This window comes from Oceanimonas aquatica (genome assembly GCF_030732065.1).
In the GTDB taxonomy this organism is placed as follows: Bacteria; Pseudomonadota; Gammaproteobacteria; order Enterobacterales; family Aeromonadaceae; genus Oceanimonas.
In genome coordinates, this window is record NZ_JAVBHX010000004.1 from 213,524 (window position 1) to 230,958 (window position 17,435).

Here is a 17,435-nt window from a genome sequence, read left to right on the forward strand (position 1 = left end):
AAGTCGTATTAACCAACTCCGGGAGCGGTCATGAAAGTATTGGTGACGGTCAAACGGGTAATCGACTATCACGTTCGGGCCAGAGTGCGCCCTGACGGCAGCGACGTGGATCTGAGCAACGTCAAAATGGCGGCCAACCCCTTTTGCGAAATCGCGGTGGAAGAGGCGGTGCGCATGAAGGAAAAGGGCTGGGTGTCGGAAATCCTGGTCGTATCCATTGGCCCGGCCGAGGCCAGCGAGCAGTTGCGCGCCGCCCTGGCTCTGGGCGCCGACCGGGCGATGCTGGTGGAAACCGCCGAGCCTGCCGAGCCGCTCACCGTGGCCCGGTTGCTGGCGGCCCTGTGCGAGCGGGAAACCCCCGACCTGGTGTTGATGGGCAAGCAGTCCATCGATACCGATCACAATCAGGCCGGACAGATGCTGGCGGCGCTCAATGGCTGGCCCCAGGCCACCTTTGCCTCGGCCATCGAGCGGGATGGCGACGACCTGCGGGTCACCCGGGAAGTGGACGGCGGCCTGCGCACTCAGGCACTGGTACCGCCGGCGGTGATCACCACGGATCTGCGCCTGAACGAGCCGCGCTTTGCCTCACTGCCCAATATCATGAAGGCCAGGCAAAAGCCTCTGGACAGGCTCACTCCCGACGAACTTGGCATTACCCCCGAGCAGCATGTGCGTCTGCTGGGAGTGAGCGAGCCACCGGCGCGCAAGGCCGGTGTGCGGGTGGCCGATGTAGCCGAACTGGTGGACAAACTCAGGCATGAAGCCAAGGTGATTCCATGAGCATACTGGTGATAGCCGAACACGATAACGCCCGTCTTGGCGTCAATACCCACAAGGTGCTGGGAGCGGCGGGCATTCTGAATGCCGAGGTGCACCTGCTGGTGATGGGCCATGACTGCGCCGCCGTGAGTGAACAGGGCAGCCGGCTCGCCGGGGTGAGCAGAGTGCTGGTGGCGGACGATGCCCTCTATGAGCACCAGCTGGCCGAGCCCTGCGCGGCGCTGATCTCTCGCTTGGCCACCCAATACCGCCACGTGCTGGCGCCGGCGTCCACCTTTGGCAAGGATGTGCTGCCCAGAGCGGCGGCCCTGCTGGGTGTGGGGCTGGTGGCGGACGTGGTGGCCGTGGAAAGTGATGACATCTTTGTACGGCCCATTTACGCCGGCAACGCCCTGGCCCGGGTGCAGTCGCTGGATCCGGTGACCCTGCTGACCATTCGCCCCACCGCTTTTGAGCCGGCGGCCGAGGGGAATGACACGGCGCCGGTGGAAAGCGTGGCCCCGGTGGCGGTGGACAGCGCCAGTCGCTTTGTGCGCGATGAATTCAGTGACAGTGAGCGTCCCGAGCTGACCTCGGCCCGGGTGGTGGTGTCCGGAGGCCGTGGCCTGGGCACTAGGGAGCAGTTTGCCCTGCTGGAACAGCTCGCCGACAAGCTGGGGGCGGCGGTGGGCGCCAGCCGGGCGGCGGTGGATGCGGGCCTGGCCGATAACGATCAGCAGGTGGGCCAGACCGGCAAGATAGTGGCGCCGGAGCTGTACATTGCCGTGGGTATTTCCGGTGCCATTCAGCACCTTGCCGGCATCAAGGATGCCAAAATCATTGTGGCCATCAACAAGGACGAGGACGCCCCCATTTTTGAGGTGTCTGACTACGGCCTGGTCGCGGATCTGTTTGATGTCTTGCCGGAGCTGACTGACAAGCTGTAAACAGCAGGGATTAGGGAATGGGGACTGGAAAGGGCAACAATACCGTCACTCCGGCGAAGGCCGGAGTCCAGGGGGGATTGCACATCTGTTGGCAGAATGGATTCCGGATCAAGTCCGGAATGACCAGGTTTGTACCCCAGTCCCCGATACTCACATTCTTTGCTCTAACCCCATGTCCCAGAAGTCGATTTCCAGCCGGGTGGCGTCGTCGAAAATACGGCACAGCTGGTTAAATCGCGATGGCGGCACCTCTGCCAGGCGCTCGTTCAGCCAGGCGATCTCGGCCTGGGCCGCGGCCTGAAACTCGGCACTTTCATACATGGCAATCCAGGCCTCAAAGGGGTTGGCCTCACCCCGCACCGTGTCGGGCTGCTCCACCAGCCAGCGGGCGATCTCGGCGTAGCCCACCAGGCAAGGGGCCAGGGCCACATGCAGATCCAGCAGATCCCCCCGATTGCCGGTGTCCAGCACATAACGGGTATAGGCCAGAGTGGCGCGGGCTTCGGGCAGCTCGGCCAGTTCCTGCTCGCCGATGCCCCACTGGTTGCAATAATCGATATGCAGGCCCAGCTCCAGATCGATAATGGCATCCAGCCCGGCCTTGGCATGGCGCAGATCCGCCAGGGTGGGGCTCTTGTAGGCGGCCAGGGCAAAGGCACGGCCAAACTGGATCAGAAACAGGTAATCCTGCTTCAGGTAATGACGAAAGGCCTCGGGCGCCAGGGTGCCCTGACCTAGCTGACGAACGAAGTCGTGTTCCCGGTAGGTGCGCCAGTGATCCCGGCAGCTGTTTTTCAACTCATTGAAAGTAAAGCTCATTACATATCCTTATCGCTGAAATCACCAACAGCCGGCAGGGAGCCGGCCACCGTGAGTCCATTCTGACCGGCTGGCGGGCAATCGCAAGCCGGAATGTTGTTTTGTTGTAATAAAACTACGATAGAAGTTATAGTTTCGGTCATTCGAGTGAAAAAGGGAGCTGCCACAGGGCGGTGCGGACGGGATATTGTTTCATTGTCGTAATCGGGCTTCTTGCGTATAATGTGACCCCGTCTTGAATTCCACATTTCATTCGTTCCCAAGCTTTTCAGGTTCAGCATGACAACTAAATATATTTTTGTTACTGGCGGGGTGGTCTCCTCCCTGGGCAAAGGCATTGCAGCCGCCTCATTGGCCGCCATCCTCGAAGCCCGCGGTCTTAACGTGACCATCATGAAGCTGGATCCCTACATCAACGTGGATCCGGGTACCATGAGCCCCACCCAGCACGGTGAAGTCTTCGTCACCGACGACGGCGCCGAAACCGATCTGGACCTGGGCCATTACGAGCGTTTCATCCGCACCAAGATGACCCGCCGCAACAACTTCACCTCCGGCCGCGTGTACGCGGATGTGCTGCGCAAGGAACGACGCGGCGACTATCTGGGGGCCACCATTCAGGTGATTCCGCACATCACCAACGCCATCAAGGACAGAGTGATCGCCGGTGCCGAAGGCCATCAGGTGGCCATTGTGGAAATCGGTGGCACCGTCGGCGACATCGAATCGCTGCCGTTCCTGGAAGCCATTCGCCAGCTGGCGGTGGAAGTGGGCCGGGAAAACACCCTGTTCATGCACCTGACCCTGGTGCCCTACATGGCCGCCGCCGGCGAGGTGAAAACCAAGCCGACCCAGCACTCGGTGAAAGAGCTGCTGTCCATCGGCATTCAGCCCGACATTCTGATCTGCCGTTCCGACCGGGTGATTCCGGCCGTTGAGCGCGGCAAGATCGCCCTGTTCTGTAACGTGTCCGACAAGGCGGTGATTTCGCTGAAGGACGTGGACTCCATCTACAAGATTCCGGCGCTGCTCAAGTCCCAGGGTCTGGACGAGCTGGTGGTCAAGCGCTTTGGCCTGGAGTGCCCGGCGGCCGACCTGGCTGAATGGGAACAGGTGATTTACGAAGAAGCCAACCCGGTGGGCGAAGTCACCATCGGCATGGTGGGCAAATACATTGAGCTGCCCGATGCCTACAAGTCGGTGAACGAGGCGCTCAAGCACGGCGGCCTGAAGAGCCGGCTCACCGTCAACATCAAGTACATCGACTCCCAGGATCTGGAGAGCAAGGGCGTGGCCCTGCTGGAAGGCCTGGACGCCATTCTGGTGCCCGGCGGCTTTGGCGAGCGCGGCGTGGAAGGCAAGATCATGGCGGCCCGCTACGCCCGGGAAAACCGGGTGCCCTATCTCGGCATCTGTCTCGGCATGCAGGTGGCACTGATCGAATACGCCCGTAACGTGGCCGGCCTGGAAGGCGCCCACTCCAGCGAGTTTGATCCCAAGAGCCCCTATCCGGTGGTGGGTCTGATCACCGAGTGGGTCGACGAAGAAGGCAACGTCGAAGTACGTGACGAAGAGTCCGATCTGGGCGGCACCATGCGCCTGGGCGCCCAGCTGTGCCACCTGGCGCCGGGCTCCAAGGTGCACGACCTGTATGGTTCCGACACCATCTACGAGCGTCATCGCCATCGCTATGAAGTGAACAACCGCCTGCTGCCGCAAATCGAGGCGGCGGGCCTGAAGGTGACCGGTCTTTCCGCCGACAAGAAGCTGGTGGAAATCATCGAAAACCCGGATCACCCCTGGTTTGTGGCGGCTCAGTTCCACCCCGAATTCACCTCCACCCCTCGCGACGGTCACGGCCTGTTCGCCGGCTTCGTCAAGGCGGCCGGCCAGTACCAGCAGGGAGAGCTGGAGTAACCAGTACCAGCGGCTGACCCCTTGGGGTCGGCCGTATTTTTTAGCGCTTTAGTTAGGTTTTGCGTTTAACTCAAGAGGAAACAGAGAATGGCTAAGATCGTTAAAGTGATCGGTCGTGAGATCATCGACTCCCGTGGTAACCCTACCGTGGAAGCCGACGTCTACCTGGAAGGTGGTTTCATGGGCCGCGCCGCGGCACCGTCCGGTGCTTCTACCGGTTCCCGCGAGGCACTGGAACTGCGTGACGGCGACAAGTCCCGTTTTCTGGGCAAGGGCGTGCAGACTGCCGTGGCCAACATCAACGACCGCATTGCCGCCGCTCTGGTGGGCAAGGACGCGACTCAGCAAGCCGACATTGACCAGGTCATGATCGATCTGGACGGTACCGACAACAAGGCCAGCCTGGGCGCCAACGCCATTCTGGCCGTGTCTCTGGCCAACGCCAAGGCCGCCGCCGCCGCCAAGGGCCAGCCCCTGTACGCCTGGATCGCCGAACTGAACGGCACCCCGGGCCAGTACTCCATGCCGCTGCCGATGATGAACATCATCAATGGCGGTGAGCACGCTGACAACAACGTCGACATTCAGGAATTCATGATCCAGCCGGTGGGTGCCAAGAACATCAAGGAAGCGCTGCGCATCGGCGCCGAGGTGTTCCACAACCTGGCCAAGGTACTGAAGGCCAAGGGCCTGTCTACCGCCGTGGGTGACGAAGGTGGCTTCGCCCCCAACCTGGAATCCAACGCCGCTGCCCTGGCCGCCATTCAGGAAGCCGTGGAGCAGGCCGGCTACACCCTGGGTAAGGACGTGACCCTGGCCCTGGACTGCGCCTCTTCCGAATTCTATGAAGACGGCAAGTACAACATGAAGGGCGAAGGCAAGGTCTTCACCTCCGAGCAGTTCTCCGACTACCTGGCCGAGCTGTGCCATCAGTATCCGATCGTTTCCATCGAAGACGGTCAGGACGAGTCCGACTGGGACGGCTTTGCCTACCAGACCCAGATTCTGGGCGACAAGGTACAGCTGGTGGGTGACGATCTGTTCGTCACCAACACCAAGATCCTGAAGGAAGGCATCGACAAGAACATCGCCAACTCCATTCTGATCAAGTTCAACCAGATCGGCTCTCTGACCGAAACCCTGAACGCCATCAAGATGGCCAAGGACGCCGGTTACACCGCCGTGATCTCTCACCGCTCCGGCGAGACCGAAGACGCCACCATTGCCGATCTGGCCGTGGGCACCTGCGCCGGTCAGATCAAGACCGGCTCCATGAGCCGCTCCGACCGTATCGCCAAGTACAACCAGCTGATCCGCATCGAGGAAGAGCTGGGTGACCAGGCCCCGTTCCGCGGTCTGTCCGAGGTGAAAGGTCAGGCCTGATGCCTGTCTTGAGCTGAAAAAAAAACCCCGCCTTGAGCGGGGTTTTTTTATGGCAGGCCAACCGGCTGCTTGCTTCGAATGTCCGCCTTTGCGGACATGACGGTGCGGTAACATGCCCAACCCCGCTCCGTGCGGGGTTTCTTTTGTTCGGCCGGGGAATATGGGAAACTAACCGTCTTGTTTCGGAGGATAAATGCGCACCCTGACGCTGATACTGCTCGCCCTGCTGGCCACCCTGCAATACCACCTGTGGTGGGGCAAAAACGGCCTGGCCGAATACCATGAAGCGGCCGCCAACGTGGAGCGTCAGCTCACCGACAACGAACGGCTGGTAGAGCGCAATGCCCTGCTGTACCGGGAAATCAAGGATCTCAACCAGGGGCTGGCGGCCGTGGAAGAGCTGGCCCGCAACGATCTCGGCATGATCAAGCCCGATGAAACCTTTTACCGGGTGATCCCCGACGACGACGGACTCAGGCCATGAGCCGCGCCAGCATTACCGCCGTGGTGCCGGCCGCCGGGGTAGGCAAACGCATGGGCAGCGCCGTGCCCAAGCAATACCTGAACCTGGCCGGTAAAACCGTGCTCGAACACACGGTCGAACGACTGCTGGCCCATGACGCCATCGAGCGGGTGGTAGTGGCAATCGGCCCCGAGGATCAGTGGTTTGCGTCGTTGCCGCTGGCCACCGATGCTCGCGTAGTGCGGGCCGAAGGCGGCCGGGAACGGGCCGATTCGGTACTCAATGCCCTTGAGTTTGTGACCAGCGACCATGTGCTGGTGCACGACGCGGCCCGGCCCTGCCTGGCTCGTGGCGATCTCGATGCCCTGCTGGCGAGCGCACAGCAACCGCAAGGGGCCATTCTGGCATGCCGGGTGCGGGACACCATGAAGCGGGGCGATGGCCAGGGCGCCATTCTCGAAAGCGTGTCCCGGGACGAACTCTGGCACGCACTGACGCCCCAGTGCTTTGCCACTCCAAGCCTGCGCCGGGCGCTGTCTGATGCGCTGGCCAAAGGCCTGGCGGTGACCGATGAGGCCTCGGCCATGGAGCTGGCCGGCGTTCACCCTCTGCTGGTGGAAGGCCGTGCCGACAATATCAAGATTACCCGGCCGGAAGACCTGGCGCTGGCCGGCTTTTTTCTGCAGCAGCTGAAAGAGAACAACGAATGATGCGAATCGGGCACGGTTTTGACGTGCATAAATTTGGTGGTCAGGGTCCCTGTATTCTGGCCGGGGTGACAGTGCCCCATGAACAGGGGCTGCTGGCCCATTCCGACGGCGACGTGGTGCTGCACGCCCTGAGCGATGCCCTGCTGGGCGCCATTGGCGCCGGCGACATCGGTCGCCACTTTCCCGACACTGACGCCGCCTTTGCCGGCATCGACAGCCGCATTCTGCTGCGCGATGTCTTTGCAAAAGTGAAAGCGGCAGGCTACGTGCTGGGTAATGCGGATGTCACCGTCATGGCCCAGGCCCCCAGGCTGGCGCCCTTTATCGACGCCATGGCGGCCAATATCGCCGAGGATCTGCAGGCTCACTCTTCTCAGGTCAACGTCAAGGCGACCACCACCGAAAAACTTGGCTTTATCGGCCGCAAAGAGGGCATGGCGGCGGAAGCCGTGGTGTTACTGGTAAAAGCATGAACAACGACTGGCATTATCTCCATGGCGAGCCCGCCGCCAGCGGCCGGCTCAAGGCCGAGCCTGAACATTTTGTGGTGCGCGAGGATCTGGGCTTTGCCCCCAGCGGTGAAGGCGAGCACATTTTTCTGCACATTCGCAAGCGCGGCCAGAACACCCAGTGGGTGGCCCGTGATCTGGCCCGGCTGGCCGGCGTGGCCCAGCGCGATGTGACCTGGGCCGGACTCAAGGACAGGCATGCGGTGACCGAGCAGTGGTTCGGTGTGCATCTGCCGGGCAAGGAGATGCCCGACTTTTCCCCGCTGGAAAACGACGACGTACAGATCCTGGCCATTGCCCGTCACCATAAAAAGCTGAAAACCGGGGCGCTCAAGGGCAACTGGTTTGAGCTGACCCTGACCGGTCTCGAGGACGATGAGGAGCTCGAGGCCCGGCTGGCGGCCATTCGTGAGCGGGGCGTGCCCAACTACTTCGGGGACCAGCGCTTTGGCCACGACGGTGGCAATATCGCACAGGCCAGGGCCATGTTTGGTGGCAAACGCATCAAGGATCGCAACAAGCGGTCGATGTATTTATCTGCGGCCCGCAGTTACCTGTTCAATCTGGCGGTGAGTCATCGGCTGGCGCAGCACACCGGCGAGCAACTGCTGAACGGCGATTGCGTGATGCTGGCGGGCAGTCAGTCGTTTTTCACCATTAACGACGACAATCCCCTTGACGACGCCCTGCGTGCGCGTTTTGCTTCCGGCGACATTCGCCTGAGTGCCCCCTTGTGGGGGCGGGGCCGGTTGCCCAGCGAGGCCGACGCTGCATCGCTTGAGCAGGCGGCCCTGGCCGGCATGGAGGAGTTGCAGAGTGGGCTCGAGGCCAACGGTCTCAAGCAGGAGCGCCGCGCCCTGCTGCTGAAACCGGAACAACTGAGCTGGCAGCGCAGTGAGCGCAGCCTGACGTTGTCGTTCTGGTTGCCGGCGGGCAGCTATGCCACCAGCCTGGTACGGGAAATCATCAAGGAAAAGGAGAGCCATGAAAATACTGGTGAGTAATGACGATGGCGTCAACGCCCTCGGTATTCGCACCCTCAGCCGGGCGCTGTCGGAATTTGCCGAAGTGGTGACGGTGGCGCCGGACCGCAATCGCAGCGGTGCCAGTCATTCCCTGACGCTGGAAGTGCCCCTGCGGGCCGACAAGCTGGACGACACCGGCTTCTATTCGGTCAAGGGCACGCCCACCGATTGCGTGCACTGGGCGGTGAACTGCCTGCTGGATCCGGACCCGGATCTGGTGGTGGCGGGCATCAATCACGGTGCCAACCTGGGCGACGACGTGCTTTACTCGGGCACGGTGGCGGCGGCCACCGAGGGCCGCCATCTGGGATTGCCGTCGCTGGCCATTTCCCTGTGTGGCGAGCGCCATTTCGAGACCGCCGCCCATTTCGCCGGCATGCTGGTACAGGGCCTGTTGCGGGCGCCGCTGTACTCCAACCAGATCCTTAACGTCAACGTGCCCGACTTGCCCCTGGCGGAAATTAAGGGTATCAAAGTGACCCGTCTGGGGAACCGCCATCGTTCCGAGGCGGTACTCAAGGAATTTGATCCCCGTGGTCGTCCCATTTACTGGATAGGGCCGCCTGGAGCCATTCAGGACGCGGGTGAAGGCACCGACTTTGATGCGGTGGAGCGTGGCTTTGTGTCCATTACGCCGCTGACCATCGATCTCACGGCATACGATCAAATGGCGGCCCTGTCCCGCTGGATCAAGGATGTGGAGTAAGGATGTGCGCACGTTAGCAGGAGAGCAGCTCTATCGCCTGCTGAAGCAGCAGGGCATTCATAACGAGCGGGTGCTGCGGGCCATTACCGCGCTGCCCCGGGACGAGTTTGTGGATGAGGCCATGGCCCACAAGGCCTGGGAGAACAGTGCCCTGCCCATCGGCTTTGGCCAGACCATTTCCCAGCCTTACATAGTGGCGCGCATGACCGAGGCCCTGCTGCAGGGGCCCATGCCCCGCCGGGTGCTGGAGGTGGGCACCGGCTCAGGTTTTCAGACCGCGGTGCTGGCCCAGCTGGTGGATGAGGTCTACACCATAGAGCGCATCAAGCCATTGCAATACCAGGCCCGGCGACGGTTGCAGCGACTGGATTTATACAACGTGCGTACCAAGCACGGTGACGGCTGGCAGGGCTGGGCCAGTAAGGCTCCGTTTGATGCCATTATTGTGACGGCGGCGGCGAGCTCCACGCCCACGGCGCTGCTGGAGCAACTGGCCGATGGCGGGCGCATGGTGATTCCGGTGGGGGCCATGCAACAAACCCTGTGGCTCTACCAGCGCCGGGGTGATGATTTTGTGCGTACCGAGCTGGAAGCGGTGCGTTTTGTTCCTTTGATTCAGGGTGATCTTGAGTGAAGCTGTTTTCCCGTTTGTACCGGCTGGTGATGATGTGGGCGGTGCACCGCCATGCACCGGTTTACCTGTCCATGAACAGTTTTGTGGAGTCCATTTTCTGGCCGGTGCCGGTGGACGTCATGCTGGCCCCCATGGCGCTGGCCAAGCCCGAGCGGGCCTGGAACTACGCCACCCTGGCCACGGTGTTTTCGGTGCTGGGTGCGGCCTTTGGTTACCTGCTGGGCTATGCCATGTGGGAACCATTGGTGGAGCCCTTTATCAATACCATGGGCTATCAGGGCAAGATGGACATTGCCCGTCAGTGGTTTGATGAATGGGGCGTGTGGGTCATCTTTATCGCCAGCTTTACGCCCATTCCCTACAAGGTGTTTACCGTTACCGCCGGCCTGCTGCAGATGGCCTTTATGCCGTTTCTGCTGATCTCCCTGGTGGGCCGCGGCCTGCGCTTTTTCCTGGTGTCCGGGCTCATGGTCTGGGGCGGGGTGAAAATGGAGCGCAAGCTCATTCGCTATATCGATCTGCTGGGCTGGCTGTGCGTGGCGGCGGCGGTGATCGCCTATCTGTTGCTGAGGAACTGATGACGCGGGGGAGCAGCTACGTCAAAGCGGTGAGTATCAGCCTGGCGCTGATGCTGCTGCTCTCGGCCTGCTCTGCCCATCGTCCGGCCCCCGTACGCGGGGTCGGCGTTCATGCTCAGGGCTACATCAAGGCCAATGGCCGTCATTATGTGGTGGCCCGTGGCGATACGCTTTATTCCATTGCCTGGCAGGCCGGGACCGATGTGACCACCCTGGCTCGCCACAATGGTCTGCGCGCGCCTTATCGCATTTATCCCGGCCAGACCCTGCGTCTGGATGTACCCGGTCGCAAGCGGGTGGTGTACCGGGTACGCCGGGGCGACACCCTGAGCGGCATTGCCCGGCGAACCAATCACTCGGTGGCGGATCTCGCCAGCCTTAACGGACTGCGCCCGCCCTACCGCATTTACGTGGGTCAGCAGCTGGCGCTTCATGCCATCAGCCGCCCCGCCAGCAAGCCAAAGACCCAGGCGAAACCAGGCCTGTCACGGCCTGCCAAACCCGCTGCTGCAAAATCACCCAGGCCTCTTGCACCGGCCAGGGGAAAAGCATACGCTGGGTCTGAAGTACAAAAACGCACTGCTGTCAATGCTGCCATCGTTTGGCAATGGCCTGTCAAAGGGCCGGTGATTTCGGGCTTTTCAGTGTCGGAAACCGGCAACAAGGGCATCGACATTCGGGGCAGCAGAGGGCAGGCCGTCAAGGCCGCCGCGGCAGGCAAGGTAGTTTACGCAGGGAATGCGCTACGTGGTTATGGCAATCTGATCATCATCAAACACAACGATGATTACTTGTCGGCCTACGCCCATAACGAGGTACTGCGGATCAAGGAGCAGGATACGGTGCGGGCGGGCCAGCACATAGCGGATATGGGAAGCAGTGATGCTGATGATGTCCGGTTGCACTTCGAGATCCGGCATCAGGGTAAATCGGTCGATCCGAGAAAATACCTGCCCAAGCGATAGTCACCGGGAGACAGGTGGTACCCGGGTTTAGGGAGAGCTGCCATGAGCCAGAAAAAACAACAGACCCACGACGAAGAAACGAAGACGGCCACAAGCGCCGAAGCGAGTACCGCCGAGCAGGACACTCAGGAAGAGGAAGTGCTCAGCACCCCCAGCCAGCGCAGCCTGGATGTCACCCAGCTTTATCTGGGAGAGATCGGCTTTTCGCCGCTGCTCACCGCCGAAGAAGAAGTGCACTACGCCCGTCGCGCCCTGCGTGGCGATCTCGCCGCCCGCAAACGGATGATCGAATCCAACCTGCGACTGGTGGTGAAAATATCCCGCCGTTACAACAACCGGGGCCTGGCCCTGCTCGACCTGATCGAGGAAGGCAACCTGGGACTGATCCGCGCCGTGGAGAAGTTTGATCCCGAACGGGGGTTTCGTTTCTCTACCTATGCCACCTGGTGGATTCGCCAGACCATAGAGCGGGCCATCATGAACCAGACCCGCACCATTCGCCTGCCCATTCATGTGGTCAAGGAGCTGAACGTCTACCTACGCACCGCCCGAGAGCTGGCCCACCGGCTGGATCACGAGCCCACCGCCGACGAGATTGCCGATGCCCTCGACAAGCCGGTGGAAGACGTGTCGCGCATGCTCAAGCTGAACGAAAAGATAAGTTCGGTCGATACCCCCATCGGTGGTGACGGCGACAAGGCGCTGCTTGATGTGCTGGCCGACGAGAACGACAAGGATCCGGAAGCCGAGACTCAGGACGACGACATGCACTCAAGCCTGGTGCGCTGGCTGGAAGAGCTCAACCCCAAGCAGCGGGAAGTGCTGGCGCGGCGTTTTGGTCTGCTGGGCTACGAGCCTTCTACTCTGGAAGACGTGGGCCGGGAAATCGGCCTGACCCGGGAACGGGTTCGCCAGATCCAGGTGGAAGCGTTGCGCCGGCTGAAGGAAATCCTGACTCAGCAGGGCCTGAATATCGATACCCTGTTCCACAGCGAATAATACCAATAACCCCCTCCCAGCCTTCACCCTTTAACAAGGGGGAGGAGAGCAAGCATATGTCGCCGGTTTGCTCCCTCCCCTTGATAAGGGGAGGGCTGGGGTGGGGTGGTTTTTACTTCCAGCTTTCAGCTTTCTTTTCGGGCCTGTTTTAACCGGTACAACTGTTCCAGCGCCTGGCGGGGAGTGAGATCGTCCGGGTTCAGTTCATCCAGCAATGTCAGCGCCGTATTCAGCGGCTCTTCAAACAGTGGCAGCGAGCCCTGAGGTTCGGCGGCGGCCGGCGTGGGCGCATCGCGGCCGCTTTCCAGCTCGGCCAGCTTTTGCCGGGCCAGGTTCAGCACCGGTCTGGGCACACCCGCCAGAGCCGCCACCTGCAGGCCATAAGAGCGGCTGGCAGCGCCTTCCTGGACCGCATGCATAAAGGCGATGGTCTCGCCGTGCTCCACCGCATCCAGATGCACATTGGCCACCGCCGGCCACAGTGCCGCCAGTCCGGTCAGCTCAAAATAGTGAGTGGCGAACAGGGTATAGGCGTGCAACCGGTTGGCCAGGGCATCGGCACAGGCCCAGGCCAGGGCCAGGCCGTCGTAGGTGCTGGTGCCCCGGCCGATTTCATCCATCAGCACCAGGCTGTGACGGCTGGCGTTGTTGAGAATATTGGCGGTTTCGGTCATTTCTACCATAAAGGTGGAGCGGCCCGAGGCCAGATCGTCGGACGCGCCGATACGGGTAAAGATACGATCCACCCGGCCGATGCGCGCCTTTTGCGCCGGCACAAAGGAGCCCATGTAGGCCAGCAGCACGATCAGTGCCGTCTGCCGCATATAGGTGGATTTACCGCCCATGTTGGGGCCGGTGATCACCAGCATTTTGCGCTCATCAGACAGTGACAGCGGGTTGGCAATAAAGGGCTCCGTCATCACCTGCTCCACCACCGGGTGGCGACCTTCCTCGATGTCGATGATCTCATCGTCGGTGAGCTCGGGGCGGCAGTAATTCAGGCTGTCGGCCCGCTCCGCCAGGTTGGCGAGCACGTCCAGGCAGGCCAGGGCGGCGGCGCTTTGCTGCAAGGGCGCCAGGTGCTCCAGCAGCCGGTCGAGCAATTGTTCGTACAGGCGTTTTTCCAGCGCCAGGCCCTTGCTCTGGGCATTCAGCACCTTGTCTTCGTATTCCTTCAGTTCGGGAATAATGTAACGCTCGTTGTTCTTCAGGGTCTGGCGGCGTACATAGTGCACCGGCACCAGATGGGAGTTGGCCCGGCTGACGTCGATATAAAAGCCGTGTACCTTGTTGTAGGCCACCTTCAGGGTACTGATGCCGGTGGTGGCTCGCTCCCGGGCTTCAAGCTCTTCCAGGTAACGGTGGGCGCCGGCGGCCAGCTCGCGTAGCTCGTCCAGCTCGGCGTTATAGCCGTCGCGGATTACGCCGCCATCGCGAATCACCACCGGCGGGGTGTCGACCACGGCTGCTTCCAGCAGCTCGGCCAGTTCGGGAAAGTCACTGATCTGTTCGGCCAGGGGCAGGAGACAGTCGGCCTGAGCCTCGGCCAGCACCGCCTGAATATCCGGCTGGGCTTGCAGGGCGGCGCGCAGCCGGCTCAGATCCCGGGGGCGGGCCGAGCGCAGTGCCAGCCGTGCCAGCACCCGCTCTACATCGCCCACCTGGCGCAGCAGCGGGTGCAGCTCTTCATGGCGGCCGCTTTCTATCAGGGTGGCGATAATGTCCTGGCGCTGGTTCAACTCGTCTTTATGGCGGCTGGGCTGATGGATCCAGCGCTTGAGCAGCCGGCTGCCCATGGGGGTGGCGGTGCAGTCCAGTACCTCGGCCAGGGTGTTTTCCACCGTGCCGGACAGGTTCAGGGTCAGCTCCAGGTTGCGGCGGGTGGCGGCGTCCATGATCACCATGTCCTGACGCCGCTCCAGCCGCACGCTGTTGATATGGGGCAGGGCGGTGCGCTGGGTATCTTTCACATACTGCAGCAGACAGCCGGCGGCGCACAGCGCGGTGGTGGATTGCTCCACGCCAAAGCCCACCAGATCCCGAGTGCCGAACTGCTGGCACAGCAGATGACGGGCGGTGCCCAGATCGAACTCCCACTCCGGCCGGCGGCGCAGGCCCTTGCGCTGTTCGATAAGACCAAACCAGTCAAAGCCTTCCGGATACAGCAGCTCGGCGGGCTGAGTGCGTTGCAGCTCGGCGGTCAGGGTTTCTTCCTTGTCGAACTGGTTGATCACAAAACGGCCGGTACTGACATCCAGAATGCCAAAGCCAAACCGTTCGCCGTCGTGATATATCGCCGCCAGGCAATTGTCCTGACGTTCATTGAGCAGGGCCTCGTCGGACAGGGTGCCGGGGGTAACAATGCGCACCACCTGGCGCTCCACCGGCCCCTTGCTGGTGGCCGGATCGCCAATCTGCTCGCAGATGGCCACCGACTCGCCCATCTGCACCAGCCGCGCCAGGTAGTTTTCCGCCGCGTGGTAGGGCACCCCGGCCATGGGAATGGCGGTGCCCGCCGACTTGCCGCGCTTGGTCAGGGAGATATCCAGCAGTCGCGAGGCCTTTTTGGCATCGTCGTAGAACAGTTCGTAAAAATCCCCCATGCGATAAAACAGCAGAATGTCCGGATGCTGGGCCTTGAGGGCCAGGTATTGCTGCATCATGGGCGTATGCGGGGAATTTTCCTGATTCATAATGAAATCAATGCCTTTTGTCGTTGTCTTTACGAGGTGGTAAGCAATGGTGTTGGCACCCTTTGGCCGAGCCCGGCATAATACCAGCATATTGAAACGAGCACATGGGGCAGGCGATGGACACGGACACACTGGCACGGCAACTGGGTGAGGCGCTACAGGCCAGGGGCATCATGATGACCACCGCCGAGTCCTGCACCGGCGGTGGCATTGCCGCCGCCATGACCGACATTGCCGGTAGCTCGGCCTGGTTTGACCGGGGCTTTGTCACTTATTCCAATGCCGCCAAGCACGACATGCTGGGCGTGGACACCGCCCTCATTGAGCGCCATGGCGCGGTCAGCCGGGAAGTGGCCGAGGCCATGGTGCGTGGCGCCTGTGCTCAGTCCGGCTGCGGCCTTGGCGTGGCGGTCACCGGGGTGGCCGGCCCCGGCGGCGGTAGCCCGGAAAAACCCGTGGGCACCGTCTGGCTGGCCTGCTACTCGACGAGTGCTGACCGTCTCGATTGCCGGCTGCTGCGGCTCGACGGCGATCGTTCCCAGATACGTCACCAGACCGTGCTGCACGCGTTACAGGCCTGCCTTGACCTGCTTGAACAAAACCCGACTTGATACTGTACGAATAACCAGTATACTCAACCCCAGTTTCTTGAATAACGCACCAGCCAATTTCAGCGGAGCATTTTATGGATCAGAACAAAGAAAAAGCCTTGGCCGCCGCCCTGGGCCAGATTGAAAAACAGTTTGGCAAGGGCTCCATCATGCGTTTGGGCGACAACAAGGCTTTGAATGTTGAAGCCATTTCCACCGGCTCCCTGTCTCTGGACATCGCCCTTGGCATTGGTGGCCTGCCCACCGGCCGTATTGTTGAAATCTACGGCCCCGAGTCCTCCGGTAAAACCACCCTGACCCTGCAGGTGATCGCCCAGGCCCAGCGCGCCGGCAAGGTGTGTGCCTTCGTCGATGCCGAACACGCGCTGGATCCGGTGTATGCCGGCAAACTGGGGGTGAACGTGGACGACCTGCTGGTGTCCCAGCCCGACACCGGTGAACAGGCGCTGGAAATCTGCGACATGCTGGTGCGCTCCGGTGCGGTCGACGTCATCATCGTCGACTCGGTGGCAGCGCTTACTCCTCGCGCCGAAATTGAAGGCGAAATGGGTGACTCCCACGTGGGCCTGCAGGCCCGCCTGATGTCTCAGGCGCTGCGCAAGCTGACCGGTAATATCAAGAGCGCCAACTGCCTGTGTATCTTTATCAACCAGATCCGCATGAAAATCGGCGTCATGTTCGGCAGCCCCGAAACCACCACGGGTGGTAACGCCCTCAAGTTCTACTCTTCCGTGCGTCTCGACATTCGTCGTATCGGCTCCATCAAGGAAGGCGACGAAGTGGTGGGTAACGAAACCCGGGTCAAGGTGGTCAAGAACAAGGTGGCACCGCCGTTCAAGCAGGCTGAGTTCCAGATCATGTATGGTGCCGGCATTTCCAAGGAAGGCGAGCTGATTGAGCTGGGCGTCAAGCACAAGCTGATTGAAAAGGCCGGTGCCTGGTACAGCTACAAGGGTGACAAGATTGGCCAGGGCAAGGCCAACTCCATCAAGTACCTGCTGGAGCACAAGAACATCTCTGAAGAAATTGAGCAGCAACTGCGTGAAATGCTGCTGCTGGCGCCCGGTGCGGCTGCCGACGCTGACGGTAAGGGCGAAGTCCTGGCCGAGCTGGACGGCCCCGACGGCAACGCCGAATTCTGATAACAAGGCCGGGCAATGCCCGGCTTTTGTTTTTGAAAGACTTCCTTATGTTATTTGAATCATCCAATCCGGATCAGGCCGTGTGGGACTGCGCCCTGCGCTTGCTGTCGCGGCGGGATCACAGCCGACGAGAGTTGGAGCAAAAACTGCACCAGCGCCAGTTTGATGAAAGCGCCATAGCCCGCACGCTCGACAGGCTGGAGCAGCAGCAATGGCTGCAGGATGCGCGCTTTGCCCAGGTTCAGGTGCGTCAGCATATTTATAAAAAGCATGGCCCTCAGCGCATTCGCGCCGAGTTGCAGCGCAAGGGCGTCAGCGCCGAAGAGATAGCCGCGGCCCTGGAAGAGCAGGACACCGACTGGTTCGAACTGGCCCGGGAATGCCATCTGGCCCGCTTTGGCGAGGCACCCGTCACCGATTTCAAGGAGCGGGCCCGGCGCATGCGCTACCTGCAGGCGAGGGGCTTTGGCCCGGATCACATTCGCTACGCCCTGGAAAGCGGTGACGAATAGCGCCTTTCTGCCGTCATCGCCCTGATGGCGCGTTTTACATTGCTCCCCATTCCTTTTAAA

At 61.4% G+C, this 17,435-nt stretch carries 18 protein-coding genes; 16 read left to right on the forward strand and 2 right to left on the reverse strand.

The window, feature by feature from the left end:
• Positions 1-30: 30 nt before the first annotated feature.
• A complete protein-coding gene (locus Q9290_RS07810) occupies positions 31-783 on the forward strand; it encodes an electron transfer flavoprotein subunit beta/FixA family protein (RefSeq protein WP_306079077.1) in 753 nt (250 codons plus the stop codon).
• The gene (locus Q9290_RS07815; protein ID WP_306079078.1) at positions 780-1,709 is read left to right on the forward strand and encodes an electron transfer flavoprotein subunit alpha/FixB family protein; all 930 of its coding nucleotides are present in this window, start codon (positions 780-782) and stop codon (positions 1,707-1,709) included. The genes Q9290_RS07810 and Q9290_RS07815 overlap by 4 nt, the downstream gene beginning before the upstream one ends.
• 150 nt (positions 1,710-1,859) lie before the next feature.
• Here the strand turns inward: Q9290_RS07815 and tenA are convergent, their stop codons facing one another.
• Positions 1,860-2,528 (reverse strand): thiaminase II, encoded by a 669-nt coding sequence (gene tenA / locus Q9290_RS07820; RefSeq protein ID WP_306079079.1) that lies wholly within the window; start codon positions 2,526-2,528, stop codon positions 1,860-1,862.
• A 279-nt stretch (positions 2,529-2,807) separates the two neighbouring features.
• Between tenA and pyrG the strand changes: the two genes are divergently transcribed.
• The 11 genes from pyrG (at position 2,808) to rpoS (ending at position 12,417) form a co-directional block, all read left to right on the forward strand.
• Positions 2,808-4,445, forward strand: a complete 1,638-nt coding sequence (pyrG, locus tag Q9290_RS07825) for a glutamine hydrolyzing CTP synthase (RefSeq protein ID WP_306079080.1) — start codon at positions 2,808-2,810, stop codon at positions 4,443-4,445.
• An 87-nt stretch (positions 4,446-4,532) separates the two neighbouring features.
• Positions 4,533-5,828, forward strand: a complete 1,296-nt coding sequence (gene eno, locus Q9290_RS07830) for a phosphopyruvate hydratase (protein WP_306079081.1) — start codon at positions 4,533-4,535, stop codon at positions 5,826-5,828.
• A gap of 193 nt (positions 5,829-6,021) precedes the next feature.
• The gene (ftsB, locus tag Q9290_RS07835; RefSeq protein WP_306079082.1) at positions 6,022-6,312 is read left to right on the forward strand and encodes a cell division protein FtsB; all 291 of its coding nucleotides are present in this window, start codon (positions 6,022-6,024) and stop codon (positions 6,310-6,312) included.
• On the forward strand, positions 6,309-7,001 hold the full coding sequence (gene ispD / locus Q9290_RS07840; RefSeq protein ID WP_306079083.1) for a 2-C-methyl-D-erythritol 4-phosphate cytidylyltransferase: 693 nt from the start codon (positions 6,309-6,311) through the stop codon (positions 6,999-7,001). Before ftsB ends, ispD begins: the two co-directional genes overlap by 4 nt.
• The gene (ispF, locus tag Q9290_RS07845; protein WP_306079084.1) at positions 6,998-7,474 is read left to right on the forward strand and encodes a 2-C-methyl-D-erythritol 2,4-cyclodiphosphate synthase; all 477 of its coding nucleotides are present in this window, start codon (positions 6,998-7,000) and stop codon (positions 7,472-7,474) included. The genes ispD and ispF overlap by 4 nt, the downstream gene beginning before the upstream one ends.
• A complete protein-coding gene (truD, locus tag Q9290_RS07850) occupies positions 7,471-8,514 on the forward strand; it encodes a tRNA pseudouridine(13) synthase TruD (RefSeq protein ID WP_306079085.1) in 1,044 nt (347 codons plus the stop codon). Before ispF ends, truD begins: the two co-directional genes overlap by 4 nt.
• Positions 8,495-9,241 (forward strand): 5'/3'-nucleotidase SurE, encoded by a 747-nt coding sequence (gene surE, locus Q9290_RS07855; protein WP_306079086.1) that lies wholly within the window; start codon positions 8,495-8,497, stop codon positions 9,239-9,241. The genes truD and surE overlap by 20 nt, the downstream gene beginning before the upstream one ends.
• Complete coding sequence (locus tag Q9290_RS07860; RefSeq protein WP_306079087.1) at positions 9,231-9,875, forward strand: protein-L-isoaspartate(D-aspartate) O-methyltransferase; 645 nt, start codon at positions 9,231-9,233, stop codon at positions 9,873-9,875. Before surE ends, Q9290_RS07860 begins: the two co-directional genes overlap by 11 nt.
• Positions 9,872-10,453: a YqaA family protein gene (locus Q9290_RS07865; RefSeq protein ID WP_306079088.1), complete on the forward strand. Its 582-nt coding sequence runs from the start codon at positions 9,872-9,874 to the stop codon at positions 10,451-10,453. The genes Q9290_RS07860 and Q9290_RS07865 overlap by 4 nt, the downstream gene beginning before the upstream one ends.
• Positions 10,453-11,418, forward strand: a complete 966-nt coding sequence (locus tag Q9290_RS07870) for a LysM peptidoglycan-binding domain-containing protein (protein WP_306079089.1) — start codon at positions 10,453-10,455, stop codon at positions 11,416-11,418. Before Q9290_RS07865 ends, Q9290_RS07870 begins: the two co-directional genes overlap by 1 nt.
• A 42-nt stretch (positions 11,419-11,460) precedes the next feature.
• A complete protein-coding gene (gene rpoS / locus Q9290_RS07875) occupies positions 11,461-12,417 on the forward strand; it encodes an RNA polymerase sigma factor RpoS (RefSeq protein WP_306079090.1) in 957 nt (318 codons plus the stop codon).
• Between the two features lie 125 nt (positions 12,418-12,542).
• On the opposite strand, the gene mutS is transcribed toward rpoS, so the two are convergent.
• Positions 12,543-15,113, reverse strand: a complete 2,571-nt coding sequence (gene mutS, locus Q9290_RS07880) for a DNA mismatch repair protein MutS (protein ID WP_306079169.1) — start codon at positions 15,111-15,113, stop codon at positions 12,543-12,545.
• A gap of 113 nt (positions 15,114-15,226) precedes the next feature.
• Here mutS and Q9290_RS07885 point away from each other — a divergent pair, with 113 nt between their 5' ends.
• The 3 genes from Q9290_RS07885 to Q9290_RS07895 all read left to right on the forward strand — a co-directional run bounded on the left by Q9290_RS07885 (position 15,227) and on the right by Q9290_RS07895 (position 17,375).
• A complete protein-coding gene (locus Q9290_RS07885; RefSeq protein WP_306079091.1) occupies positions 15,227-15,721 on the forward strand; it encodes a CinA family protein in 495 nt (164 codons plus the stop codon).
• Positions 15,722-15,795: 74 nt separating this feature from the next.
• Positions 15,796-16,863 (forward strand): recombinase RecA, encoded by a 1,068-nt coding sequence (gene recA / locus Q9290_RS07890; protein WP_306079092.1) that lies wholly within the window; start codon positions 15,796-15,798, stop codon positions 16,861-16,863.
• A 47-nt stretch (positions 16,864-16,910) separates the two neighbouring features.
• Positions 16,911-17,375 (forward strand): regulatory protein RecX, encoded by a 465-nt coding sequence (locus Q9290_RS07895; RefSeq protein ID WP_306079093.1) that lies wholly within the window; start codon positions 16,911-16,913, stop codon positions 17,373-17,375.
• Positions 17,376-17,435: the final 60 nt, after the last annotated feature.

Coding starts and splice junctions, on each gene's coding strand:
- eno (WP_306079081.1), top strand. CDS start 4,533: ATGGCTAAGATCGTTAAAGTGATCGGTCGTGAGATCATCGACTCCCGT.
- truD (WP_306079085.1), top strand. CDS start 7,471: ATGAACAACGACTGGCATTATCTCCATGGCGAGCCCGCCGCCAGCGGC.
- pyrG (WP_306079080.1), top strand. CDS start 2,808: ATGACAACTAAATATATTTTTGTTACTGGCGGGGTGGTCTCCTCCCTG.
- Q9290_RS07895 (WP_306079093.1), top strand. CDS start 16,911: ATGTTATTTGAATCATCCAATCCGGATCAGGCCGTGTGGGACTGCGCC.
- Q9290_RS07860 (WP_306079087.1), top strand. CDS start 9,231: ATGTGGAGTAAGGATGTGCGCACGTTAGCAGGAGAGCAGCTCTATCGC.
- rpoS (WP_306079090.1), top strand. CDS start 11,461: ATGAGCCAGAAAAAACAACAGACCCACGACGAAGAAACGAAGACGGCC.
- ftsB (WP_306079082.1), top strand. CDS start 6,022: ATGCGCACCCTGACGCTGATACTGCTCGCCCTGCTGGCCACCCTGCAA.
- Q9290_RS07810 (WP_306079077.1), top strand. CDS start 31: ATGAAAGTATTGGTGACGGTCAAACGGGTAATCGACTATCACGTTCGG.
- surE (WP_306079086.1), top strand. CDS start 8,495: ATGAAAATACTGGTGAGTAATGACGATGGCGTCAACGCCCTCGGTATT.
- ispF (WP_306079084.1), top strand. CDS start 6,998: ATGATGCGAATCGGGCACGGTTTTGACGTGCATAAATTTGGTGGTCAG.
- ispD (WP_306079083.1), top strand. CDS start 6,309: ATGAGCCGCGCCAGCATTACCGCCGTGGTGCCGGCCGCCGGGGTAGGC.
- Q9290_RS07815 (WP_306079078.1), top strand. CDS start 780: ATGAGCATACTGGTGATAGCCGAACACGATAACGCCCGTCTTGGCGTC.
- Q9290_RS07885 (WP_306079091.1), top strand. CDS start 15,227: ATGGACACGGACACACTGGCACGGCAACTGGGTGAGGCGCTACAGGCC.
- tenA (WP_306079079.1), bottom strand. CDS start 2,528: ATGAGCTTTACTTTCAATGAGTTGAAAAACAGCTGCCGGGATCACTGG.
- recA (WP_306079092.1), top strand. CDS start 15,796: ATGGATCAGAACAAAGAAAAAGCCTTGGCCGCCGCCCTGGGCCAGATT.
- Q9290_RS07870 (WP_306079089.1), top strand. CDS start 10,453: ATGACGCGGGGGAGCAGCTACGTCAAAGCGGTGAGTATCAGCCTGGCG.